The sequence below is a fragment of the Thermomonas sp. genome (assembly GCF_025993755.1).
GTDB lineage: Bacteria > Pseudomonadota > Gammaproteobacteria > Xanthomonadales > Xanthomonadaceae > Thermomonas.
In genome coordinates, this window is sequence record NZ_JAMQHN010000052.1 from 1 (window position 1) to 18,869 (window position 18,869).

General features: G+C 67.0%; 15 protein-coding genes and 1 pseudogene. 8 read left to right on the forward strand and 8 right to left on the reverse strand.

Annotated elements, in window-relative coordinates; translation table 11 throughout:
- The coding region (locus tag Q0X16_RS03875) for an adenine-specific methyltransferase EcoRI family protein (protein WP_297830823.1) at nucleotides 1–610 on the reverse strand (610 nt) is incomplete at its 3' end.
- Complete coding sequence (locus Q0X16_RS03880) at nucleotides 607–4,077, reverse strand: methylmalonyl-CoA mutase family protein (protein WP_297830826.1); 3,471 nt, start codon at nucleotides 4,075–4,077, stop codon at nucleotides 607–609. The genes Q0X16_RS03875 and Q0X16_RS03880, both read right to left, overlap by 4 nt.
- 80 nt (nucleotides 4,078–4,157) lie before the next feature.
- Between Q0X16_RS03880 and Q0X16_RS03885 the strand changes: the two genes are divergently transcribed.
- The 4 genes from Q0X16_RS03885 to Q0X16_RS03900 all read left to right on the forward strand — a co-directional run bounded on the left by Q0X16_RS03885 (nucleotide 4,158) and on the right by Q0X16_RS03900 (nucleotide 8,706).
- A complete protein-coding gene (locus Q0X16_RS03885) occupies nucleotides 4,158–4,979 on the forward strand; it encodes a ChaN family lipoprotein (protein WP_297830828.1) in 822 nt (273 codons plus the stop codon).
- 172 nt (nucleotides 4,980–5,151) lie between these two features.
- Complete coding sequence (locus Q0X16_RS03890) at nucleotides 5,152–6,249, forward strand: Glu/Leu/Phe/Val dehydrogenase dimerization domain-containing protein (RefSeq protein ID WP_297830830.1); 1,098 nt, start codon at nucleotides 5,152–5,154, stop codon at nucleotides 6,247–6,249.
- Nucleotides 6,250–6,346: 97 nt separating this feature from the next.
- Complete coding sequence (locus Q0X16_RS03895) at nucleotides 6,347–7,504, forward strand: isovaleryl-CoA dehydrogenase (protein ID WP_297830832.1); 1,158 nt, start codon at nucleotides 6,347–6,349, stop codon at nucleotides 7,502–7,504.
- Between the two features lie 107 nt (nucleotides 7,505–7,611).
- Nucleotides 7,612–8,706 carry a porin gene (locus Q0X16_RS03900; protein WP_297830834.1) on the forward strand — a complete coding sequence of 365 codons (1,095 nt, stop codon included), beginning with the start codon at nucleotides 7,612–7,614 and terminating at the stop codon, nucleotides 8,704–8,706.
- A 5-nt stretch (nucleotides 8,707–8,711) separates the two neighbouring features.
- On the opposite strand, the gene Q0X16_RS03905 is transcribed toward Q0X16_RS03900, so the two are convergent.
- Nucleotides 8,712–11,525: a S8 family serine peptidase gene (locus Q0X16_RS03905; RefSeq protein ID WP_297830837.1), complete on the reverse strand. Its 2,814-nt coding sequence runs from the start codon at nucleotides 11,523–11,525 to the stop codon at nucleotides 8,712–8,714.
- Between the two features lie 281 nt (nucleotides 11,526–11,806).
- Here Q0X16_RS03905 and Q0X16_RS03910 point away from each other — a divergent pair, with 281 nt between their 5' ends.
- The 3 genes from Q0X16_RS03910 to Q0X16_RS03920 all read left to right on the forward strand — a co-directional run bounded on the left by Q0X16_RS03910 (nucleotide 11,807) and on the right by Q0X16_RS03920 (nucleotide 13,892).
- Complete coding sequence (locus Q0X16_RS03910; protein ID WP_297830839.1) at nucleotides 11,807–12,982, forward strand: acetyl-CoA C-acyltransferase; 1,176 nt, start codon at nucleotides 11,807–11,809, stop codon at nucleotides 12,980–12,982.
- Between the two features lie 123 nt (nucleotides 12,983–13,105).
- Nucleotides 13,106–13,399: a hypothetical protein gene (locus tag Q0X16_RS03915; protein WP_297830841.1), complete on the forward strand. Its 294-nt coding sequence runs from the start codon at nucleotides 13,106–13,108 to the stop codon at nucleotides 13,397–13,399.
- A 193-nt stretch (nucleotides 13,400–13,592) separates the two neighbouring features.
- Nucleotides 13,593–13,892 carry a hypothetical protein gene (locus Q0X16_RS03920; RefSeq protein ID WP_297830843.1) on the forward strand — a complete coding sequence of 100 codons (300 nt, stop codon included), beginning with the start codon at nucleotides 13,593–13,595 and terminating at the stop codon, nucleotides 13,890–13,892.
- An 84-nt stretch (nucleotides 13,893–13,976) separates the two neighbouring features.
- Here the strand turns inward: Q0X16_RS03920 and Q0X16_RS03925 are convergent, their stop codons facing one another.
- The 5 genes from Q0X16_RS03925 to rlmD form a co-directional block, all read right to left on the reverse strand.
- On the reverse strand, nucleotides 13,977–14,729 hold the full coding sequence (locus tag Q0X16_RS03925) for an S-methyl-5'-thioinosine phosphorylase (protein WP_297830845.1): 753 nt from the start codon (nucleotides 14,727–14,729) through the stop codon (nucleotides 13,977–13,979).
- 273 nt (nucleotides 14,730–15,002) lie between these two features.
- Nucleotides 15,003–15,560 carry a hypoxanthine-guanine phosphoribosyltransferase gene (locus tag Q0X16_RS03930; protein ID WP_297830847.1) on the reverse strand — a complete coding sequence of 186 codons (558 nt, stop codon included), beginning with the start codon at nucleotides 15,558–15,560 and terminating at the stop codon, nucleotides 15,003–15,005.
- A complete protein-coding gene (gene nagZ / locus Q0X16_RS03935; protein WP_297830848.1) occupies nucleotides 15,557–16,609 on the reverse strand; it encodes a beta-N-acetylhexosaminidase in 1,053 nt (350 codons plus the stop codon). Before nagZ ends, Q0X16_RS03930 begins: the two co-directional genes overlap by 4 nt.
- Before the next feature lie 4 nt (nucleotides 16,610–16,613).
- The gene (locus Q0X16_RS03940) at nucleotides 16,614–17,135 is read right to left on the reverse strand and encodes a CYTH domain-containing protein (protein WP_297830850.1); all 522 of its coding nucleotides are present in this window, start codon (nucleotides 17,133–17,135) and stop codon (nucleotides 16,614–16,616) included.
- A 2-nt stretch (nucleotides 17,136–17,137) separates the two neighbouring features.
- On the reverse strand, nucleotides 17,138–18,484 hold the full coding sequence (gene rlmD, locus Q0X16_RS03945) for a 23S rRNA (uracil(1939)-C(5))-methyltransferase RlmD (RefSeq protein WP_297830852.1): 1,347 nt from the start codon (nucleotides 18,482–18,484) through the stop codon (nucleotides 17,138–17,140).
- A gap of 109 nt (nucleotides 18,485–18,593) precedes the next feature.
- Here rlmD and Q0X16_RS03950 point away from each other — a divergent pair.
- Nucleotides 18,594–18,869 (forward strand): annotated as a pseudogene (locus Q0X16_RS03950) (methylcrotonoyl-CoA carboxylase); the annotation flags it as partial.

Sequence of the window (18,869 nt, forward strand, 5' to 3'; positions counted from 1 at the left end):
CTTGGTAGGTAATTGCGTTTTGATGACCAACCATCGAGAACATCTTTCCGCTATCCATGAGCCATGTCACGAATTCGCGGAACAGGGAGAACGGCGGATTGGTAATGATGATGTCCGCCTCATCGCGTAGCGCGGTCACCTCTGCGCTACGGAAGTCACCATCGCCCTGCAGGTATTGCCACTGCAGATCTTCAATGTCGACACGCCCGTCACCCGAAATATCTTTCGGCAACAGCGTAAAAACCCTGCCCCTGGTTTGGGACATCTCGGCGACGTAACTCGGTGACTGGGTTTCGAATAGCGTTGGCTGGTAAAACGCGCCCCCTGCATTACTCTGCGGCGCGAAGCTAGTGGAAATAAGCTTCTTGAGCCCAAAGTCAGCAAAGTGAAGCGCGAAAAACTTGGTGAAGTTTGACCACTCTGGGTCGTCGCACGGCAACAGAATCGTTTTCCCGCGGAATACGTCAGGGTCGTATTCCAGATAGGCGTTCATCTCGCGCTCGATGTCAGCCCATTGCGTGTAAAACTCGTCCTGCTTGGCTTTTCGTGCGGCGCCAAGATTTTTATTCGCCACTTGTTGCTCCCGTAAATTTGCAGCGACCGAGGTCACATATTCCGCCTGTACTCCCCACCCACCTCATACAACGCATGGCTGATCTGCCCCAGCGAATGCGTCTTCACCGCCTCCATCAGCGATTCAAACACATTCCGCCGCTCCCGCGCAGTCGCCTGTAGCGCACGCAAACCCTCGGCCGCATAGCCGTTGCGGTTCCCCTGATACCCCGCCACATTCGCGATCTGCTGCCCCTTCTCCGCTTCCGTCGAACGGATCAGCTCGATCTCGGTGACGATGTCGCCGCCGTGTTCCTTGGGCAGGAAGGTGTTGACGCCCACCAGCGGCAGGCTGCCGTCGTGCTTCTTGTGCTCGTAGTACAGGCTTTCTTCCTGGATCTTGCCGCGCTGGTACATGGTGTCCATGGCGCCGAGCACGCCGCCGCGCTCGCTGATCGCCTCGAACTCCTTGTACACCGCCTCTTCCACGATGTCGGTGAGCTTGTCGACGATGAAGCTGCCCTGCCACGGGTTCTCGCAGAAGTTCAGCCCCAGCTCCTTGTTGATGATCATCTGGATGGCCACGGCGCGGCGCACGCTTTCTTCAGTGGGCGTGGTGATGGCTTCGTCGTAGGCGTTGGTGTGCAGGCTGTTGCAGTTGTCGAACAGGGCATACAGCGCCTGCAGCGTGGTGCGGATGTCGTTGAACTGGATTTCCTGCGCGTGCAGCGAACGCCCGGAAGTCTGGATGTGGTACTTCATCATCTGGCTGCGCGGGCTTGCGCCGTAGCGCTCGCGCATCGCCCGCGCCCAGATGCGCCGGGCGACGCGGCCGATGACGGTGTATTCCGGATCCATGCCGTTGCTGAAGAAGAACGACAGGTTGGGCGCGAAGTCGTCGATCTTCATGCCGCGGGCCAGGTAGTACTCCACGATGGTGAAGCCGTTGGACAGGGTGAAGGCGAGCTGGCTGATCGGGTTGGCCCCGGCTTCGGCGATGTGGTAGCCGGAGATGGACACCGAGTAGAAGTTGCGGACGGCGTGGTCCACGAAGTACTGCTGGATGTCGCCCATCATGCGCAGGGCGAATTCGGTGCTGAAGATGCAGGTGTTCTGCGCCTGGTCCTCTTTGAGGATGTCGGCCTGCACGGTGCCGCGCACGGTCTTCAGCGTTTCCGCCTTGATGCGGGCGTAGGTGTCGGCATCCACCAGCTGGTCGCCGGTCATGCCCAGCAGCGCCAGGCCCAGGCCGTCGTTGCCCGGCGGCAGCTCACCAGAATACGTCGGGCGCTGGCGGCCTGCGAAAAAGGCGTCGATCTTCGATTGCGCGTCCGCCCAGCGCGCCGGGTCGGCCTTCAGGTACTTCTCCACCTGCTGGTCGATGGCGGTGTTCATGAACATCGCCAAAATAATCGGCGCGGGGCCGTTGATGGTCATCGACACGCTGGTGGTGGGCGCGCACAGGTCGAAGCCGGAGTACAGCTTCTTCATGTCGTCCAGCGTGGGGATGTTGACGCCGGAATTGCCGATCTTGCCGTAGATGTCCGGGCGCGGCGCCGGGTCTTCGCCGTACAGCGTCACGCTGTCGAAGGCGGTGGACAGGCGGGCGGCGGGCAGGCCCTGGCTGAGGTAGTGGAAGCGGCGGTTGGTGCGCTCCGGCGTGCCTTCGCCGGCGAACATGCGGATCGGATCCTCGCCGGTGCGACGGTAGGGATAGACGCCACCGGTGTAGGGGTACGCGCCGGGCAGGTTTTCCTTCTGCAGGAACACCAGCAGCTCGCCCCACGACTTGTAGGTGGGCGCGGCGATTTTCGGGATCTGCTGGTGGCTGAGGGATTCGCGGTAGTTCTCGACGCGGATGGTCTTGTCGCGCACCTGGTATTCGTTGACCGGCTCGACGATGGATTTCAGGCGCGCGGGCCATTCGCGCAGCAGGCGCAGGGCTTCGGAATCCAGCGATTGGATGGCGTCGTTGTAGCGCTGGCGCAGGGTCTTGAGGCTGCGGTCGTCGCCATCGGTCAGCGCCTCGGCGGCATACAGCTCCAGCGTCTTCGGCAGCCTGTCGTCGCCCAGCTCCTTCAGCGCCTCCCACAGCGACTGCGCGCGGTCGGCGATCTCGGCCTGCGATTCGATGCGGGCATTGATCGCCCTGCCCTGCTCCGCGATTTCGGCGAGGTAGCGGACGCGGTTGCCGGGGATGAGGACGGTGGCGCGGGGTTCCTTAAGGGCAGTGTCGATGTGCGGGGCGAAATCACAATGAACACCATCCCCACCCCGCCCTCCCCTTGAAGGGGAGGGTTCAAGATCCAGCTTCTCGCGCAGCAGGCGACACAGGTTGAAGAACATCCAGTTCAGGCCGGGATCGTTGAACTGGCTGGCGATGGTGGGATAGACGGGAACGTCCTCGTCCTTGACCTGGAACTGGACGTGGTTGCGCTTCCACTGCTTGCGCACGTCGCGCAGGGCGTCTTCGGCGCCACGCCGGTCGTACTTGTTCAGCACAATGAGTTCCGCGAAATCCAGCATGTCGATCTTTTCCAACTGGCTGGGCGCGCCGAAGTCGCTGGTCATCACGTACATCGGGAAATCGACCAGATCGACGATTTCCGAATCGCTCTGGCCGATGCCGGCGGTTTCCACGATCACCAGATCGAAGCTGAGGGATTTCAGGAAATCGATGCAATCCTTGAGCACCGCATTGGTGGCCACGTTCTGGCGTCGGGTGGCCATCGAGCGCATGAACACGCGCGGACTGCGCAGCGAATTCATGCGGATGCGATCGCCCAGCAGCGCGCCTCCGGTGCGGCGGCGGGTGGGATCGACCGAGATCACGGCGATGTGCATGTCCGGGAAATGCGCCAGGAAGCGGTTGAGCAGTTCGTCGGTGACGGACGATTTGCCGGCGCCGCCGGTGCCGGTGATGCCGATCACCGGCGCCTTGCCGCCGGCTTGCGCCCATTCGCTGCGAAGTCGCGCCAGTTCGGCCTCGTCCAGCGCCGATTCCTCGATGGCCGACAGCATGCGGCCGATCTCGATCTCGTCGTCGAAGGCGACCTTGTGCGGCGTCTCGACCGGAAGGCGGCCGGCTTCGGCGCGATTGACCACGTCCTCGATCATTTCCACCAGCCCCATCTTCATGCCGTCGTTGGGGTGGTAGATGCGCTCGACGCCGTAGGCCTCCAGTTCGCGGATTTCCTCGGGCGTGATGGTGCCGCCGCCGCCGGCGAACACGCGGATGTGAGCGGCGTTGCGCGCCTTCAGCATGTCCACCATGTACTTCAGGTACTCGACGTGCCCGCCCTGGTAGCTGGACAGGGCGATGCCGTCGGCGTCTTCCTGCAGCGCGGCGCGCACCACGTCCTCGACGCTGCGGTTGTGTCCCAGATGCACCACTTCGGCACCTTGGGCCTGGATCAGCCGGCGCATGATGTTGATCGCGGCGTCGTGGCCATCGAACAGGCTGGCGGCGGTGACGAAGCGCAGCGGAGAGATGCGCGATTCCGGTGCGGCGGGGGCGTGATCCATGGGAACGTCCAATTGCACGATTGACCCTTTAGTCTAACGCGCGCGCTAGGATGGCCCGGTCTTCATCGGAGCATTTCCCCATGCCACGACGTTTTGCCCTGTCGCTTGCCCTCGCGGGCCTGCTGGCCTCGCCCACGTTCGCCCAATCCTCGCCCGGGCAGGAGCTCGCGGCAAAAATCGAGTTGCTGGGCGAGGTCCACGACAGCGCCGCCGGCCACGCCGCGCGCGCGGCCCTGCTCAACGCAAAGCTCGAAGCCGGCTGGCGGCCGGCGATTGCGATGGAGCAGTTCGACACCGACCAGCAGGCCGCGCTGGATACGGCGATGCGCGAATGCGGCGACGCCGACTGCGTGGTGGCGCGGGTGGCGCCGGAGCGCTCGGGCTGGACCTGGTCCTATTACAAGCCGGTGATCGCGCTGGCCCTGCAGTACCACCTGCCGCTGTACGCCGCCAACCTGTCGCGCGCCGACGCCTCCAAGGTGGTCAAGGAAGGGTTTGCCGCCGCGCTGACGCCCGAATTGGTCGCACGCTACAAACTCGACGACCTGCCCGCCGGCGTGCTGCAGGCGCAGGAGAACGAAGTCCGGGGCAGCCACTGCGGGATGCTGCCGGAATCGCTGGTGGAGCCCATGGCCAAGGCGCAGATCGCCCGCGACGTGGTGATGGCCGAGACGCTGCGCGAAAATGCGGCAAGCGGCGTGGTGCTGATCGCCGGCAACGGCCACACCCGAGGCGACATCGCGGTGGCGTACTGGCTGCGCCAGCAGGGCTTGCAACCGCACGCCGTCGGTTTCATCGAACCCGACGCAGCAGCCGACAGCTTCGACGAGGTGCACCGCATCCCGAAGACCGAGCGTCCCGATCCCTGCGCCCAGTTCCAGCCGCCCAAGGCCGCGAACTGACGCAGTGCAGCATCGCCGTACCGCCGCGTACGGCGGTCGCGCTCGGGCAATGGATTAGAATGGCGGGCTGCGAACGGCGCGAATGACCGCGTCTTCGCCGGCACTTCCGCCACGATCATCCACAGCCACCGGTTCCGAAGCCTGGGCGCGCGGTACCGGCCGGAGTCACGCCATGCTCTTCGAAACCCTCGACACCTTCGGTCACGAACAGGTCGTCTTCTGCCACAACAAGGACGCCGGCCTGAAGGCCATCATCGCCATCCACAACACCGTGCTCGGCCCGGCGCTGGGCGGCACCCGCATGTGGCCCTACGAGAGCGAGGAGGACGCGCTGAAGGACGTGCTGCGCCTGTCGCGCGGCATGACCTACAAGAACGCGGTGGCCGGCCTGAACATCGGCGGCGGCAAGGCGGTGATCATCGGCGATCCGGCCAAGGACAAGTCCGAAGCGCTGTTCCGCGCCTTCGGCCAGTTCGTCGATTCGCTGGGCGGGCGCTACATCACCGCCGAGGACGTCGGCATCGACGTCAACGACATGGAATTCGTCTATCGCGAAACCCAGTTCGTCACCGGCGTCCACCAGATCCACGGCGGCTCCGGCGATCCCTCGCCGTTCACCGCCTACGGCGCGCTGCAGGGCCTGATGGCCACCCTCAACAAGAAGTTCGGCGACGAGGACGTGGGCAAGTATTCCTACGCCGTGCAGGGCCTGGGCCACGTGGGCATGGAATACGTGAAGCTGCTCAAGGAACGCGGCGCCAAGATTTTCGTCACCGACATCCACAAGGACCGGGTCGAGAAGGCCGTCGCCGATTTCGGCGCGGAAGCCGTCGCCCCCGACGCCATCTACGACGTCGATGCCGACGTCTATTCGCCCTGCGCGCTGGGCGGCACCGTCAACGAGCAGACCCTGCCCCGCTTCAAGTTCAAGGTCATCTGCGGCGCCGCCAACAACCAGCTGTCCACCGACGCCATCGGCGACGAAGTGGTCAGGCGCGGCATCCTCTATGCGCCCGACTACGCGGTCAACGCCGGCGGCGTGATGAACGTGGCGCTGGAACTGGACGGCTACAACCGCGAGCGCGCGATGCGGATGATGCGGACCATCTACCACAACCTCACCCGCATCTACGAAATCGCCGATCGCGATTCGATCCCGACCTACAAGGCCGCCGACCGCCTCGCCGAAGAGCGCATCGCCGCCATCGGCAAGCTCAAGCTGCCGATGGGCCGCGGCCAGACGCGCTTCCAGGGGCGGATCCGCAGCTGATCGCAGGCACAGGGGGCAGGCTCGTCATTCATGCCGCGCCCCCAGTTCCGCGCGCCGCCAATTGAAGCCAGCCCGTTCTTCTATCTCCGGAGCCACCATGCGTCCATTCCCACTTGGTGACGACATCGACGCCCTGCGCGAGGCGGTTCGCCGCTTTGCAGAAACCGAAATCGCGCCGCGCGCGGCCAAGGCGGACGAGGACAACTGGTTCCCGCAGGAACTGTGGCCGATGCTCGGCGAGATGGGCCTGCTCGGCATGACCGTTCCCGGCGATTTCGGCGGCAGCGGCATGGGCTACCTCGCCCATCTCGTCGCGATGGAGGAAATCAGCCGCGCCTCCGGCGCGATTGGCCTGTCCTACGGCGCGCATTCCAACCTGTGCGTCAACAACCTGTACGCCAACGGCAACGCGGCGCAGCGGGCGAAGTACCTGCCAAAGCTGTGCAGCGGCGAGTTCAAGGGCGCACTGGCGATGAGCGAACCGGGCGCCGGTTCCGACGTGGTCGGCTCGATGGCCTGCCGGGCCGAGCTGAAGGGCGACGTCTGGGTGGCCAACGGCAACAAGATGTGGATCACCAACGGCCCCGAGGCCGATGTCCTGATCGTCTACATGCGCACCGCCAGCCGCGAGCTGGGCAGCAAGTGCATGACCGCCTTCCTCATTGAGAAGGGCATGAAGGGTTTCTCCACCGCGCAGAAGCTCGACAAGCTGGGCATGCGCGGCAGCAACACCTGCGAGCTGGTGTTCGAGAACTGCGAGATCCCGCAGGAGAACGTGCTCGGCGAAGTCAACAACGGCGTCAAGGTGCTGATGAGCGGGCTGAACACCGAGCGCCTCGTCCTGTCCGGCGGCCCGCTGGGGCTGATGCAGGCGGCGCTGGACATCGCCCTGCCCTACGTGCGCGAGCGCCGCCAGTTCGGCCAGCCGGTCGGCATGTTCGAGCTGATGCAGGCCAAGATCGCCGACATGTACACCGCGCTGCAGTCCAGCCGCGCCTTCGCCTACCAGGTCGCGCGCGACTACGACGCCGGCCACCGCAGCCGGATCGATGCCGCCGCCTGCCTGCTGCACGCCAGCGAAAACGCGGTGAAGGTGGCGCTGGAAGGCATCCAGGCTCTGGGCGGCAACGGCTACATCAACGAATTCGCCACCGGCCGCATCCTGCGCGACGCCAAGCTCTACGCGATCGGCGCCGGCACCAACGAAATCCGCCGCATGCTGATCGGCCGCGAGCTGTTCGCCGGCAATCACTGAAGCGGCTTCCCGGCGTGCGCCCTGTCGTCATGGCGCGCGCGACGAAACGCCGGCGACATTGGGTCGGGCGCCCTTGCTGCCACATCACGTTCTGGGGAGAAATCCGCATGTCCTGCCTGACGCCATGCCAGTTGGCCGCCGCCGGAGCGCTGGCCGCGATCATCGCTCCGGCCGCCGCCGGCAGCCTGCCTGTCACCGTCACCCCCACCGCGAACCTGCAATACGAATGGGTCCGGGTGACGTCCGGCCCGGGCCAGCCGCAAACCGAAGACGGCTTCCGCCGCGCGCGGCTGGGCTTCCGACTCAAGGGCGACGACAATCGCTGGCAGGTGGTGGTGGAGCACGACTTCGCCGACCGCACCCCACCCGATGCCTACCTCGAACTTGCTCCGGGCGAAGGCCGGTCCTTCCGCCTCGGCCAGTTCAAGCAACCGTTCGCGTTGGAAGACGCGATCGCCGACAAACAATCGGCTTTCCTGGAACCCTCGCCGGTGGGCGCCTTCGTGATCAGCCGCCGGATCGGCGTGGAATACGCCCGCTGGGGCAAGCACGGCACCTTCAACGTCGCCGTGTTCGGCCATCGTCTGGACGGCACCGGCGATTCGCCGGGCGCGAGCCTTCGCACCACCTGGCTGCTGCGTTCGGGCGCGGAAGGAGACCTGCACGTCGGCCTCAGTCTGGCCAGCGAATCGCCGCGTTCGCACAGCGCAAGCTACAGCCTCAACGCCGGCAGCGTGCTCAGCGATCTGCGGCTGGCAGCCACCGGCGGGATCGCCGGAGTGGATCGGATCGACCGCGCGGCGATCGAGGGCCTGTGGGTCCGCGGCGCGTGGTCCCTGCAGGGCGAAACCGCCAAGGTGTTCCTGCATCGCGACGCCGGCAACGTGAGTGGCGATGCCACCAGCGTGCAACTCACCTGGTCGCCCACCGGCGATGGCCGCGGCTACAAGCGCGGCGTGGCCACCGCACCGGCACCCAGGGGCCACGTGGGCTGGGAACTGGCGTTGCGCTATGGCGCGATCGATCTCGACGACGGCCCGGCGCTGCGCGGCGGCCGTGCTGAGAGCTGGGGCCTGGCCGCCACCAGCTATCCGCATCCCAACGTGCGGGTGATCGCCAACGTGTTGCACTACAACAGCAGCCGTCGCGGAACCGCCAACGACCCGCTGACCTTCGGCCTGCGCGTGCAATTCGCCTACTGAAGCGGTCAGAACCGGTACATCCCCCACAGCATCGCCGTTCCGGCACGACCGGCATCGCTGCGACGCTGGCCCAGGTCGAAGCGCAGCATGGCCTTCGGGCCGAACAACGCCGACAACCCCAGGCCGAACTGCTGGCCGCGGCGCGACAGCGCCATGCCCTGCAGCGGTGCCCACTGCTCGATGCCGGTGAAGCTGGCGTCGAACAGCAAGCCGCTTGACGCCAGCGTCTGCTGCCACTCGGCGTGCGCATCCGCGCGCAGGTCGACGCCGCCCATGCGCCAGCCGCGCTCGGCGCGCAGTCCCGCCAGCGCCTGCCAACGACCGGCATCCCAGCCATGGGCGCGCAGGCCGAAGCCGGTCTGCCCCGCTTCATCGAAGCCATCGTTCGACAGATGCACGTAGCTGCTGCCCAGATACGGCATCAGCGCGAAATCGCCCAGATCCACGCGCCGGCCGAGTTCCACCGACAGGCTCCGATAGCGACCCGACAGCCGCGTCGCGACCGTATCCTGCAATGTGCCCAACAGCAGGTTGCGCTGCAGCTGCCGCTGGAACGAACCGGCCGCAAGCTGCGCCTGCACCTGCCACGGGCCGCGCCAGCTTGCCGCGTACAGCTGGGCCTCGCTCTGGTATCCGCGGCTGGAATCTCCCAGCGCGCCCAGCCAGCTGTTCTGTTCGAGCCGGTTCACGGCCACGCCCACCAGCGCATGGCGGCCGACGCGCCAGTCGTTGCCGATCATCGACCCCCTGGAATCCAGCCCGATGCGATCGTAGCCGGCCTGCGCAAGCTGCCCGCCGCTGGCCAGGTCGCGATACCAGCCACCGGCGCGCGCCGGACTGCGGGACAGGCCATCGAGGCGCTGGGCCAAGGTGCGACGGCCGATATCGATGGCATCGAAAGTCATCGCCGCGGACGCCGCGTGCATTTCACCGGACAGGCTGCGCAACGACCGTTCGGCTTGTTCGACGCTGGCCGCCTGCTGGAACGCGCCGGCCGCATCGCGGAACACCGGACTGATCCCGCCCGACGCGGCGATTCCCGCCGAGGCATCGATGGCCTGCATCGCCGTTTCGACCCGCGCCGCCGTGTCCGCGCTGGCGCCGCCAAGCCCCATGCCCGCAACCGCCTTGCTCACGTCGATCCGGTTGATGTCGAGATAGACCTTGTTGGGATCGTAGGCCAGCGAGGCGATGAGGAAGACGTTTGGCGCCGCCTTGAGCGAGGAAAACGTTCCGGTGATTCCGCCGTTGGCATTGAGCAGGGTTTCCCTGGACGACGTCGTGTAGCCCGAACGCACACCGAGGATGGACAGACTGCCGGCGAGCGTGGCGCTGCCGCTGATGTTGAGCGTGCTGCCCAGCCACACGCCCAGGTTGCCGCTGGCCGACTGGGTGAAGTTGCCGACGATGCTGGCCGGACTGGACGCGCCGCTCAGGAAGCGCCCGCTGTTGTTGACGAAGCCGCCGAAGCTGCCGCTGCCCCAGACCGTTGCCCCGCTGGCGATGGTCAGGTCGGACAGCAGTCCCTTGCGCACGTCCAGTCCACCGGCATCGACCCTGGTCGCGCCGGTGAACTTGCCGGCTTCGGCCAGGGTCAGGGTGCCGCTGCCGCCCTTGATCAACCCGCCGCTGCCGACGATGACGTTGCGCCAGACCGAATTTCCCGAAAACGCCACCGAAAAATCGCCCCAGGCGAAATTGCTCGGCCCCATTGCCGCCTTGGTGACATCCAGCAGGCCCCATCCGAACACCGGGTCGACGCCGGGCGCGCCCAGATCCTTGGATGCCGCCAGCACCGTCTGCCGCACCTGGTCGTTGCTGAAATACGGGAACAGCGACCACACCACCGCCGCCGCGCCGGCCACCTGCGGCGCCGCGTAGGACGTGCCGCCACCCTGATACAGGGAATAACTGGCGTCCCCCACCTTGGCCTGCTGATCGATGAAGATCACGTTGCCGGGCGCGACCAGGCAGTAGTTCATCGCGCTGCCGCACTGCTGCGAGTAGTTCGTGAGCTGGGTGGGATTGTTGGGATCCAGCGCGCCAACGGTGATCCAGCCTTTTTCCAGCGCCGGATCGTTGGCCAGCGTCGGCAGCCGCGCGTTGTCCGACGGCTCGCCGGCATAGCGGGGATCGGCGCCGCTGTTGCCGTTGGCAAACACGATCAGCCCGCCGCGAGTGACCACGAAATCGCGCCAGGCGGCATCCAGTTCGGCGGTGAGCGCGGGATCGTTCCAGTACAGCCCACCCCAGGAATTGTTGATGATCTTCGCACCGGCGCCGGCCAGCTCGGCGTTGATGTCGCGGAAGAAATCGCCATAGCCCTCGCCGGCGTGGATCTCGTTGCCCGCGCCGGAGCCGTCGTCCGGCGGTGGATGGTCGTCGATGATGCGCGAGACGACGATGCCGGCGCCCTGCGCCACGCCGCCGCCCCAGTTGCCAATGCCTTTGCCCGCCGCCATTTCCGCGACCACCGTGCCGTGGCCCACCACGTCATCGACGCTGGTGTTGTTGGTCGCCGGATCGACGTGGATGAATTCCTGCCCGACCCGACCCTGCAGCGCCGGATTGTTTCGATTCACCCCGGTATCCAGCAGTCCGATCGTCACCCCCTGCCCCAGCCACCCGGCGCCCAGCGCCCCCGCGGCATTGGTCAGCTGAAGGTGCTGGCTGTACTGCGGAAGCATGGCCGGCGCGGGCAGCGTCGGGATCGTGGGCGGATTGACGACCAGCGCGGCATCGTTGGCCACGTTCGGCGTGAAATCGGGAACCGTGGGTGGTGGCGTGCCTGGGGTCGTCGGCGGTGGAGTGGAGCGCACCGTGCCGCCTCCGCCACCGCCGCACGCCGCCAGCGCCAGCGCAATCAGGACGGGAAGGAGCGCGTGCGCCGGTAACGACCGCAAAGGGTCAACGTCTCTGCCCAAGAATGCACCCTGCATGGTGTCTCGATCCCCGTTTCGCCCCGATATCCACCTTGTAAGCCGTTGCCGCCGTTCGCGCAACGTTCCCGCCGGCAGGCCGCTCCATGACGCAATGCAGCACATCACGTCGATTGCGCCATAATTGCAGGCCCCCATCCGCAACAGCTCCGGAGTCTCCCATGAGCGACATCGTCATCGTCGGTGCCAAGCGCACCGCCATCGGTTCCTTTCTCGGCCAGTTCACCGGGACCCCGACGCCGGCGCTCGGCACCGCCGCCATTAGCGGCGCGCTGGAGCAGTCGGGCCTGACCGCCGACGCGATCGACGAAGTCATCATGGGCTGCGTGCTGCCGGCCGGCCTCGGCCAGGCCCCGGCCCGCCAGGCTTCGCGCGGCGCCGGCATTCCGGACGCCGCCGGCTGCACCACCATCAACAAGGTCTGCGGTTCGGGCATGAAGGCGGTGATGCTGGCCCACGACATCATCAAGGCCGGATCGGCGCGCGCGGTCGTCGCCGGCGGCATGGAGTCGATGACCAATGCCCCGCACCTGCTCAACAACTCGCGCACCGGCATCCGCTACGGCAGCGCCGAGTTCCTCGACCACATGGCCTGGGACGGCCTGACCGACCCCTACCAGGGCAAGGCCATGGGCGTGTTCGGCGATGCCGCCTGCGCCAAGTACGGCTACGACCGGGCCGCCGTGGACGCCTTCTCGGCCGAAAGCGCCCGCCGCGCCCAGGCGGCGCAGGCCGCCGGCGCCTTCGATGCGGAAGTCACCCCGGTGACGGTCAAGACCCGCAAAGGCGAGGTCGTGGTCGACAAGGACGAGGAGCCGGGCAAGATCGACCTCGCGAAGATCCCGACCCTGCGCGCGGCCTTCGGCAAGGACGGGGTTCTGACTGCGGCCTCGTCCTCGAAGATCTCCGACGGTGCCGCCGCGCTGGTGGTGATGTCCGCCGAGGCCGCCGCAGCCGCGGGCGCCAGGCCGCTGGCGCGGATCGTCGCCCATGCCACCCATTCCCAGGCCCCCGAGTGGTTCACCACCGCGCCAGTGGCCGCAGTACGGAACGTGCTGACCAAGGCCGGATGGACGGTCGCCGACGTGGATCTGTTCGAGGTCAACGAAGCCTTTGCCTGCGTGGCGATGGCGCCGATGACCGACCTCGGCATTCCGCATGACAAGCTCAACGTCAACGGCGGCGCGCTGGCGCTGGGGCACCCGATCGGCTGCAGCGGTGCACGCCTGCTGGTGACCCTGCTGCACGCGCTGCAAGCCCGCGGCGGACGGCGCGGCGTCGCCTCGCTGTGCATCGGCGGCGGCGAAGCCACCGCCATGGCGATCGAACTTGTATGAAAAACGTTAACGCCGGAATGAAAAAAAACCGGACAAACCCTTGACAGCCGGCGGCGAATCCCCATCATAGTAGCCGCGCGTGCTCCCGCACCGCACCGAATTCAACGACGAGGAATCCGTATCATGTCGATCAACAAGATCCTGCTCGCGATGGCGCTGGGCGTTGCCCTGAGCGCCTGCAGCCAGCAAGAGCCCGCCGCCGACGCGACGGCAGCCGCCGAAGCGCCCGCCGCCGAAGCACCTGCCGCCGACGCCGCCATGGCCCCGGCCGACGCTACCGCTGACGCCGCTGCTCCGGTGGACGCTGCAGCCCCGGCTGACGCCGCCGCTCCGGCCGACGCTGCTGCCACGCCGGAAGCGGCCCAGCAGTCGGCCGACCAGGCCGAGCAGGCTGCAACCGGCTCCGAGGCCCAGTAAGGCAACTGGCGGAGCATTTCGCCAGGTTTCAGCAAAATCGGGGAAGCCGTCGGTGCGCCGGCGGCTTTTTCGTGCTTCGGTCCAGTCCGGAGCTGTTCCAGTCAGTGTAACGAACCACCGGCGATGCCGGCCCGCTAAGCGCACTGGCATTGTTCGTTTCAACCACGCAAGTCAACTCATTGGGGTAATTTTCATGAACAACAAGCTCATCGTTCTGCTCGCCGCTGGCGTGCTCGCCCTGTCGGCCTGCCAGAAGACCGAAGCGCCGACCGACGCCGCTGCTGCCCCGGCTGATGCCGCCGCTGCCCCGGCCGACGCCGCTGCTCCGGCCGACGCCACCGCCGCCGCCCCGGCCGATGCCGCCGCTCCGGCCGACGCCGCTGCTCCGGCCGACGCCGCTGCTCCGGCCGACGCCGCTGCTCCGGCCGATGCCGCTGCTCCGGCCGACGCCGCTGCTCCGGCCGATGCCGCTGCTCCGGCCGAAGGCAAGTAATTCCCGAGCAATCAGGAATTCGAAACGGGCCCGTCGGCAACGGCGGGCCCGTTTTTTTGTGCCTGCGGTAAAGCTGGCCTCGACTCAATCGGCCAGCAACGCCTGCAGCAACCGCGCAACGTCGCAGGTTGCCGTCGCCACGTTGGCCAGCACTTCGTCCAGCGTGATGACGTCATCCACCGCTGGCCCGGCACCGGCCGCCCAGTTGGCGACGATGGCAAGGCAGGCATAGTCCAGGCCCAGTTCACGCGCCAGCCCCGCCTCCGGCATGCCGGTCATGCCGACCAGATCGCAGCCGTCGCGGCGCATCCGGGCGATCTCGGCCCGGGTTTCCAGACGCGGCCCCTGGGTGGCCCCGTAGCAACCGCCCGCCTCCAGCGCCACGCCCGCGCGCTGCGCGGCCTTGATGATGCGCTGGCGCAATCCCGGCGCGTAGGGTTCGCCGAAATCCACGTGCACAACATCGCTGCCCGGTTCTTCGCACAGCGTGGATATGCGTCCCCACGTGTAGTCGATGAGCTGATCCGGGCAGGCCAGCACGCGCGGGCCGAAGCGTTCGGTAATCCCGCCCACGGTGTTCAGCGCCAGCACGCGGCTTGCACCCAGCGCCTTCAGCGCGGCCAGGTTGGCGCGGTAGTTGATCCTGTGCGGCGGCAGCGCGTGGCCTTCGCCGTGGCGCGCCAGGAACGCCACGCGCTTTCCCGCATACGTGCCGACGCGCACCGGACCAGACGGCACGCCGTAGGGGGTCACCGGCTGGTGGGATTCGACGCCGGTCAGTTCACCCAGCGCATAGACGCCGGTACCGCCGATCACGGCCAATGCAATGTCGGTCATGTTCGCGTTCGCCGCAGTTGATTTGGGGCATTTTGACGCGGATCAACGCGGAAAACGCGGATCAATCCTTGATCCATCTTCCGCATCGGCTTTTCATCCGCGTCGACCCGCGTCGATCCGCGTCAAAAAATCCGGAAATCGTTCGTCATGAGGCGGTGATATCTCTCGACACCATCCCCACCCAACCCTCCCCTTGAAGGGGAGGGCTGAAAAGCCTGCATGGATGTATTCACGGCATGTCCGGCAAAGGGCTGGCGGTCAGGGCATGCGGGCTCACTCGGCCAACGCATAGATCGCCGGAAGATTGCGCCCCTGCTCGTAATAGTCCATCCCGTAGCCGAACACGAAGGCGTCGGGCAATTCAACGCCGACGTGATCGGCGTGGATGCCGGCGACGCAGCGGTCATGCAGCTTGCGGGTGAGCACCGCGATCCGCACCTCCGCCGCGCCCTGCGCCTCGCACCAGCGCCGGATCTCCAGCAGGGTATGGCCTTCGTCGAGGATGTCGTCGACCAGCAGGACCTTGCGTCCCTGCAGCGGGGTGTCGGGGCGATGCTTCCAGACCAGGTCGGCGCCGTGGGTTTCGCCGCGGTAGCGGGTGGCGTGCAGATAATCGAATTCCAGATCCATCCCGCGCTCGCCCAGCGCGAAGGCCAGCTGCGCGGCAAACGGCATCGCGCCGTTCATGACGGTGAGATACACGGGCACATCGTCGCCGGGCCAGGCGGCGCGCACCTCGCCGGCCATGCGCGCAATCGCCGCTTCCAGCGCCGGGCGCTCGAACAGCACCCGCGCCGTGCGCAGCGCATCGGACAACCGGGGGCGGCTCATGCCACGCTCCCGACGTCGTTGGCGCCGGAATGCAAGGCGGCGTCGGCACCGGCAGCGGGCACCTGCGCCAGTTCCCGCCGCGCCTGCGCATGGCGGCCGTCCGCCAGCAGCGCATCCCATCCGAGCGCTCCGCGGCCGATCAGTCCGGTCAACGCCATCGAGGGCAGCGCGCGGCCCTCCACCGCGTGCAGCGCTTCCTCGACCGACCCGGGGTGGCAGACCAGCACCACGTCGCAGCCGGCGTCCAGATGCGCATCAATCCGCGCCTGGACGCCGCCCGCGCTGCCGGCGGCAACCATGCCGATGTCGTCGGAAAACACCACGCCGCGGAAGCCCATCCCGGTGCGCAGGATGTCGCCGATCCAGCGCTTCGAATAGCCGGCCGGCTCGGGCGCCACCTGCGGATAGGTGACGTGGGCCATCATCACCGCATCGGCGCCAGCCTCGATGCCGGCGGCAAACGGGATCAAGTCGGCACCGCGCAACGCGTCCAGAGAACGCGGATCGGTGGCGGCATCGAAATGGGTGTCTTCCAGCACCGAACCATGCCCCGGGAAATGCTTGAGCGTGGCGATCATGCCGGCTTCGTGCATGCCGGCCACGTAGGCGCGGGTGAAAGCCGCCACGATCTGCGGATCCTCCGCGAAGGCGCGATTGCCGATCGCGCGGTTGCCGCGCGCCAGATCGACCACCGGCGCGAAGCTCAGGTCCAGTCCGGTTGCACGGATTTCACTGGCCATCAGCCAGGCGTGCTCGTGCGCCAGATGCAGGGCTGCATCGGCATCGCGCCGATACAGTTCCTCGAAACCACGCAGCGCCGGCAGCGTGCTGTAGCCGTCGCGGAAGCGCTGCACCCGCCCGCCTTCCTGATCCACGCACACCAGCAGCGGGCGCGGCGCGGCGGCGCGGATCGCCTGCGTCAGTTCCACCGTCTGGGCACGGCTGGCGAAATTGCGCGCGAACAGCACCACGCCCGCACAGGCGGGGTGTTGCAGCCAGTCGCGCTCGGCTTCAGTGAGCGCGTGACCGGACACACCAATCAACAACATGCGTTCATCCTTCGGATTCGGTGGGGCGGCGCTCGTCCTCGCTCCAGAGCGAGTACGGGCGCGACGCCAGGGCAAGATTGTAGTAGCGCCGCCGCATTGTCACTTCAACGCCGAGCCAGTCGGGGCGCTCGAAGGCTTCGCGTTCATCGCCCAGTTCGATTTCCGCCACGACCAGACCGGCGTTGTCGCCGAAGAACTCGTCGATTTCCCACAGATGCCCCGCGTGCCTGACGAGATGACGGCGTTTTTCCACGCGGCCGCCGACGCACAGCGCCAGCAGCGCCCGCGCGTCTTCCACCGGGATGGCGTATTCGAACTCCTGGCGGGTCGTTCCCAGCTCACGCGACTTGATGTTCAGCCGCGCCGCCTCGCCTTCCAGCCGCACCCGCACCGAGGCGCGCATCGTCCCGGCATCGACGCTGGCGGCATCGTTGAGATATCCCTGCGCCATCGTGATGGAGGCATGCGCCTGCGCGCGCCAGGCCTCGCCGCGCACGAGAAACTTGCGTTCGATTTCGACACCCATGCTCAGCCCTTCCTGCCCGGTTCGAACACGGCAATCGATTCCACGTGCGCAGTGTGCGGGAACATGTCCATTACCCCCGCCTCGCGCAGCGTCCAGCCGGCTTCGTTGACCAGATATCCGGCGTCGCGCGCCAGCGAGCCGGGATGGCAGCTGACATAGACGATCCGCTTCAGGCCCTTCAGGGGCAATTGCTTCAGGGCCTCGATCGCGCCGGCGCGGGCCGGGTCCAGCAGCAGCTTGTCGAAACCCCGCTTCAGCCACGGCTGGCCGCGCAGGTCCTGCGCGAGATCGGCGGCGTGGAAGCTGACGTTGTTCAGACCGTTATGTTCGGCGTTGGCGCGGGCGCGGGCCACCAGCCCGGCGTCGCCCTCGACGCCGACCACGGCGCCCTCGCCCGCCACCCGCGCCAGCGGCAGGGTGAAGTTGCCCAGCCCGCAGAACAGGTCGAGCACCCGCTCGCCCGGCTGCACGTCGAGAAGGTCCAGCGCGCGGGCGATCATCGCCTCGTTGAGTTTGGCGTTGACCTGGATGAAGTCGAGCGGCTTGAACTGCAGTTCGACGTTCCACTGCGAAAGATGGAACGACAGCGCCGGCGCCGTGCCGTTCAGCGGATGCACTGATTCGGTGCCACCGGGCTGCAGGAAGATCGCAAAGCCGTGTTCGGCACCGAAGGCGGCGAGCCGCGCCCTGTCCGCTTCGGCCAACGGCTGCAGGTGGCGGAACACCAGCGCAATGGCCGCATCGCCGCCAATGAATTCTATCTGCGGGATGTCGCGACGGCCGTCCATGCCGTCCACCAGCGCACCCAACAGGTCGAGCTTGAAGCCAAGCGGCGGCAGGATGGTGTGGCATTCGTGCAGATCGGCCACGAAGCGCGGATCCTGCTCGCGGAATCCGACCAGAGTCTTGTCCTTTTTCTCGACCCGCCGCACCGACAGCCGGCCCTTGCGCCGGTAGCCCCAGCTGTCGGCGCGCAGCGGCGGCAAGACCGCCTGCGGCGCGACGTGGCCGATGCGCTGCAGGTTGTCCAGCAGCACCCGCTGCTTGTATTCGATCTGCCTGTCGGCGTCGAGGTGCTGCAGCGCGCAGCCGCCGCAGGTGCCGAAGTGCGGGCAGCGTGGCGTCACGCGGTCTTTCGACGCCTCCAGCACCTGCAGCGTCCTGGCCTCGTCGAAATGCTTCGAACGCGCGGTCTGCTGCACGCTGACGGTCTCGCCCGGCAACGCGCCGGAAACGAACAGGGTTTTCCCGGCCTGCGGATGGCCTTCCGGCCAGTGCGCCACGCCGCGCCCGTCGTGGCTGAGGTCGGAAATCACGACGGTTTTCGGAGTCTGGTCGAGTCGGGCCACGGGTATCTGCTGCGAGACGGCCTGCCATTGTCGCAAACCGGCGCCCCTGCCTGTAGCCGGAATCGGCGAGGCGGTATCCTTGCAGGTCTTGCCGGTTCGGACCCACGCAATGCCCGCCCTTGCCTCACAGCTCGATCCCCGCGCCCCCGAGTTCACCGAAAACGCGGCCTACCACCGCGAACTGGTCGCCGAACTCAAGCGCCGCCTCGCCCATGCCGCCGACGGCGGCGGCGAGAAAGCCCGCGCCAGGCACACGGCACGCGGCAAGCTGCTGCCGCGCGAACGCATCGACGCCCTGCTCGACCCCGGTTCGCCGTTTCTGGAAATCGCGCCGCTGGCCGCCGAAGGCATGTACGACGATGCCGCGCCCGCCGCCGGCATGGTC

Coding starts and splice junctions, on each gene's coding strand:
- Q0X16_RS03880 (WP_297830826.1), bottom strand. CDS start 4,077: ATGGATCACGCCCCCGCCGCACCGGAATCGCGCATCTCTCCGCTGCGC.
- Q0X16_RS03885 (WP_297830828.1), top strand. CDS start 4,158: ATGCCACGACGTTTTGCCCTGTCGCTTGCCCTCGCGGGCCTGCTGGCC.
- Q0X16_RS03890 (WP_297830830.1), top strand. CDS start 5,152: ATGCTCTTCGAAACCCTCGACACCTTCGGTCACGAACAGGTCGTCTTC.
- Q0X16_RS03895 (WP_297830832.1), top strand. CDS start 6,347: ATGCGTCCATTCCCACTTGGTGACGACATCGACGCCCTGCGCGAGGCG.
- Q0X16_RS03900 (WP_297830834.1), top strand. CDS start 7,612: ATGTCCTGCCTGACGCCATGCCAGTTGGCCGCCGCCGGAGCGCTGGCC.
- Q0X16_RS03910 (WP_297830839.1), top strand. CDS start 11,807: ATGAGCGACATCGTCATCGTCGGTGCCAAGCGCACCGCCATCGGTTCC.
- Q0X16_RS03915 (WP_297830841.1), top strand. CDS start 13,106: ATGTCGATCAACAAGATCCTGCTCGCGATGGCGCTGGGCGTTGCCCTG.
- Q0X16_RS03920 (WP_297830843.1), top strand. CDS start 13,593: ATGAACAACAAGCTCATCGTTCTGCTCGCCGCTGGCGTGCTCGCCCTG.
- Q0X16_RS03925 (WP_297830845.1), bottom strand. CDS start 14,729: ATGACCGACATTGCATTGGCCGTGATCGGCGGTACCGGCGTCTATGCG.
- Q0X16_RS03930 (WP_297830847.1), bottom strand. CDS start 15,560: ATGAGCCGCCCCCGGTTGTCCGATGCGCTGCGCACGGCGCGGGTGCTG.
- nagZ (WP_297830848.1), bottom strand. CDS start 16,609: ATGTTGTTGATTGGTGTGTCCGGTCACGCGCTCACTGAAGCCGAGCGC.
- Q0X16_RS03940 (WP_297830850.1), bottom strand. CDS start 17,135: ATGGGTGTCGAAATCGAACGCAAGTTTCTCGTGCGCGGCGAGGCCTGG.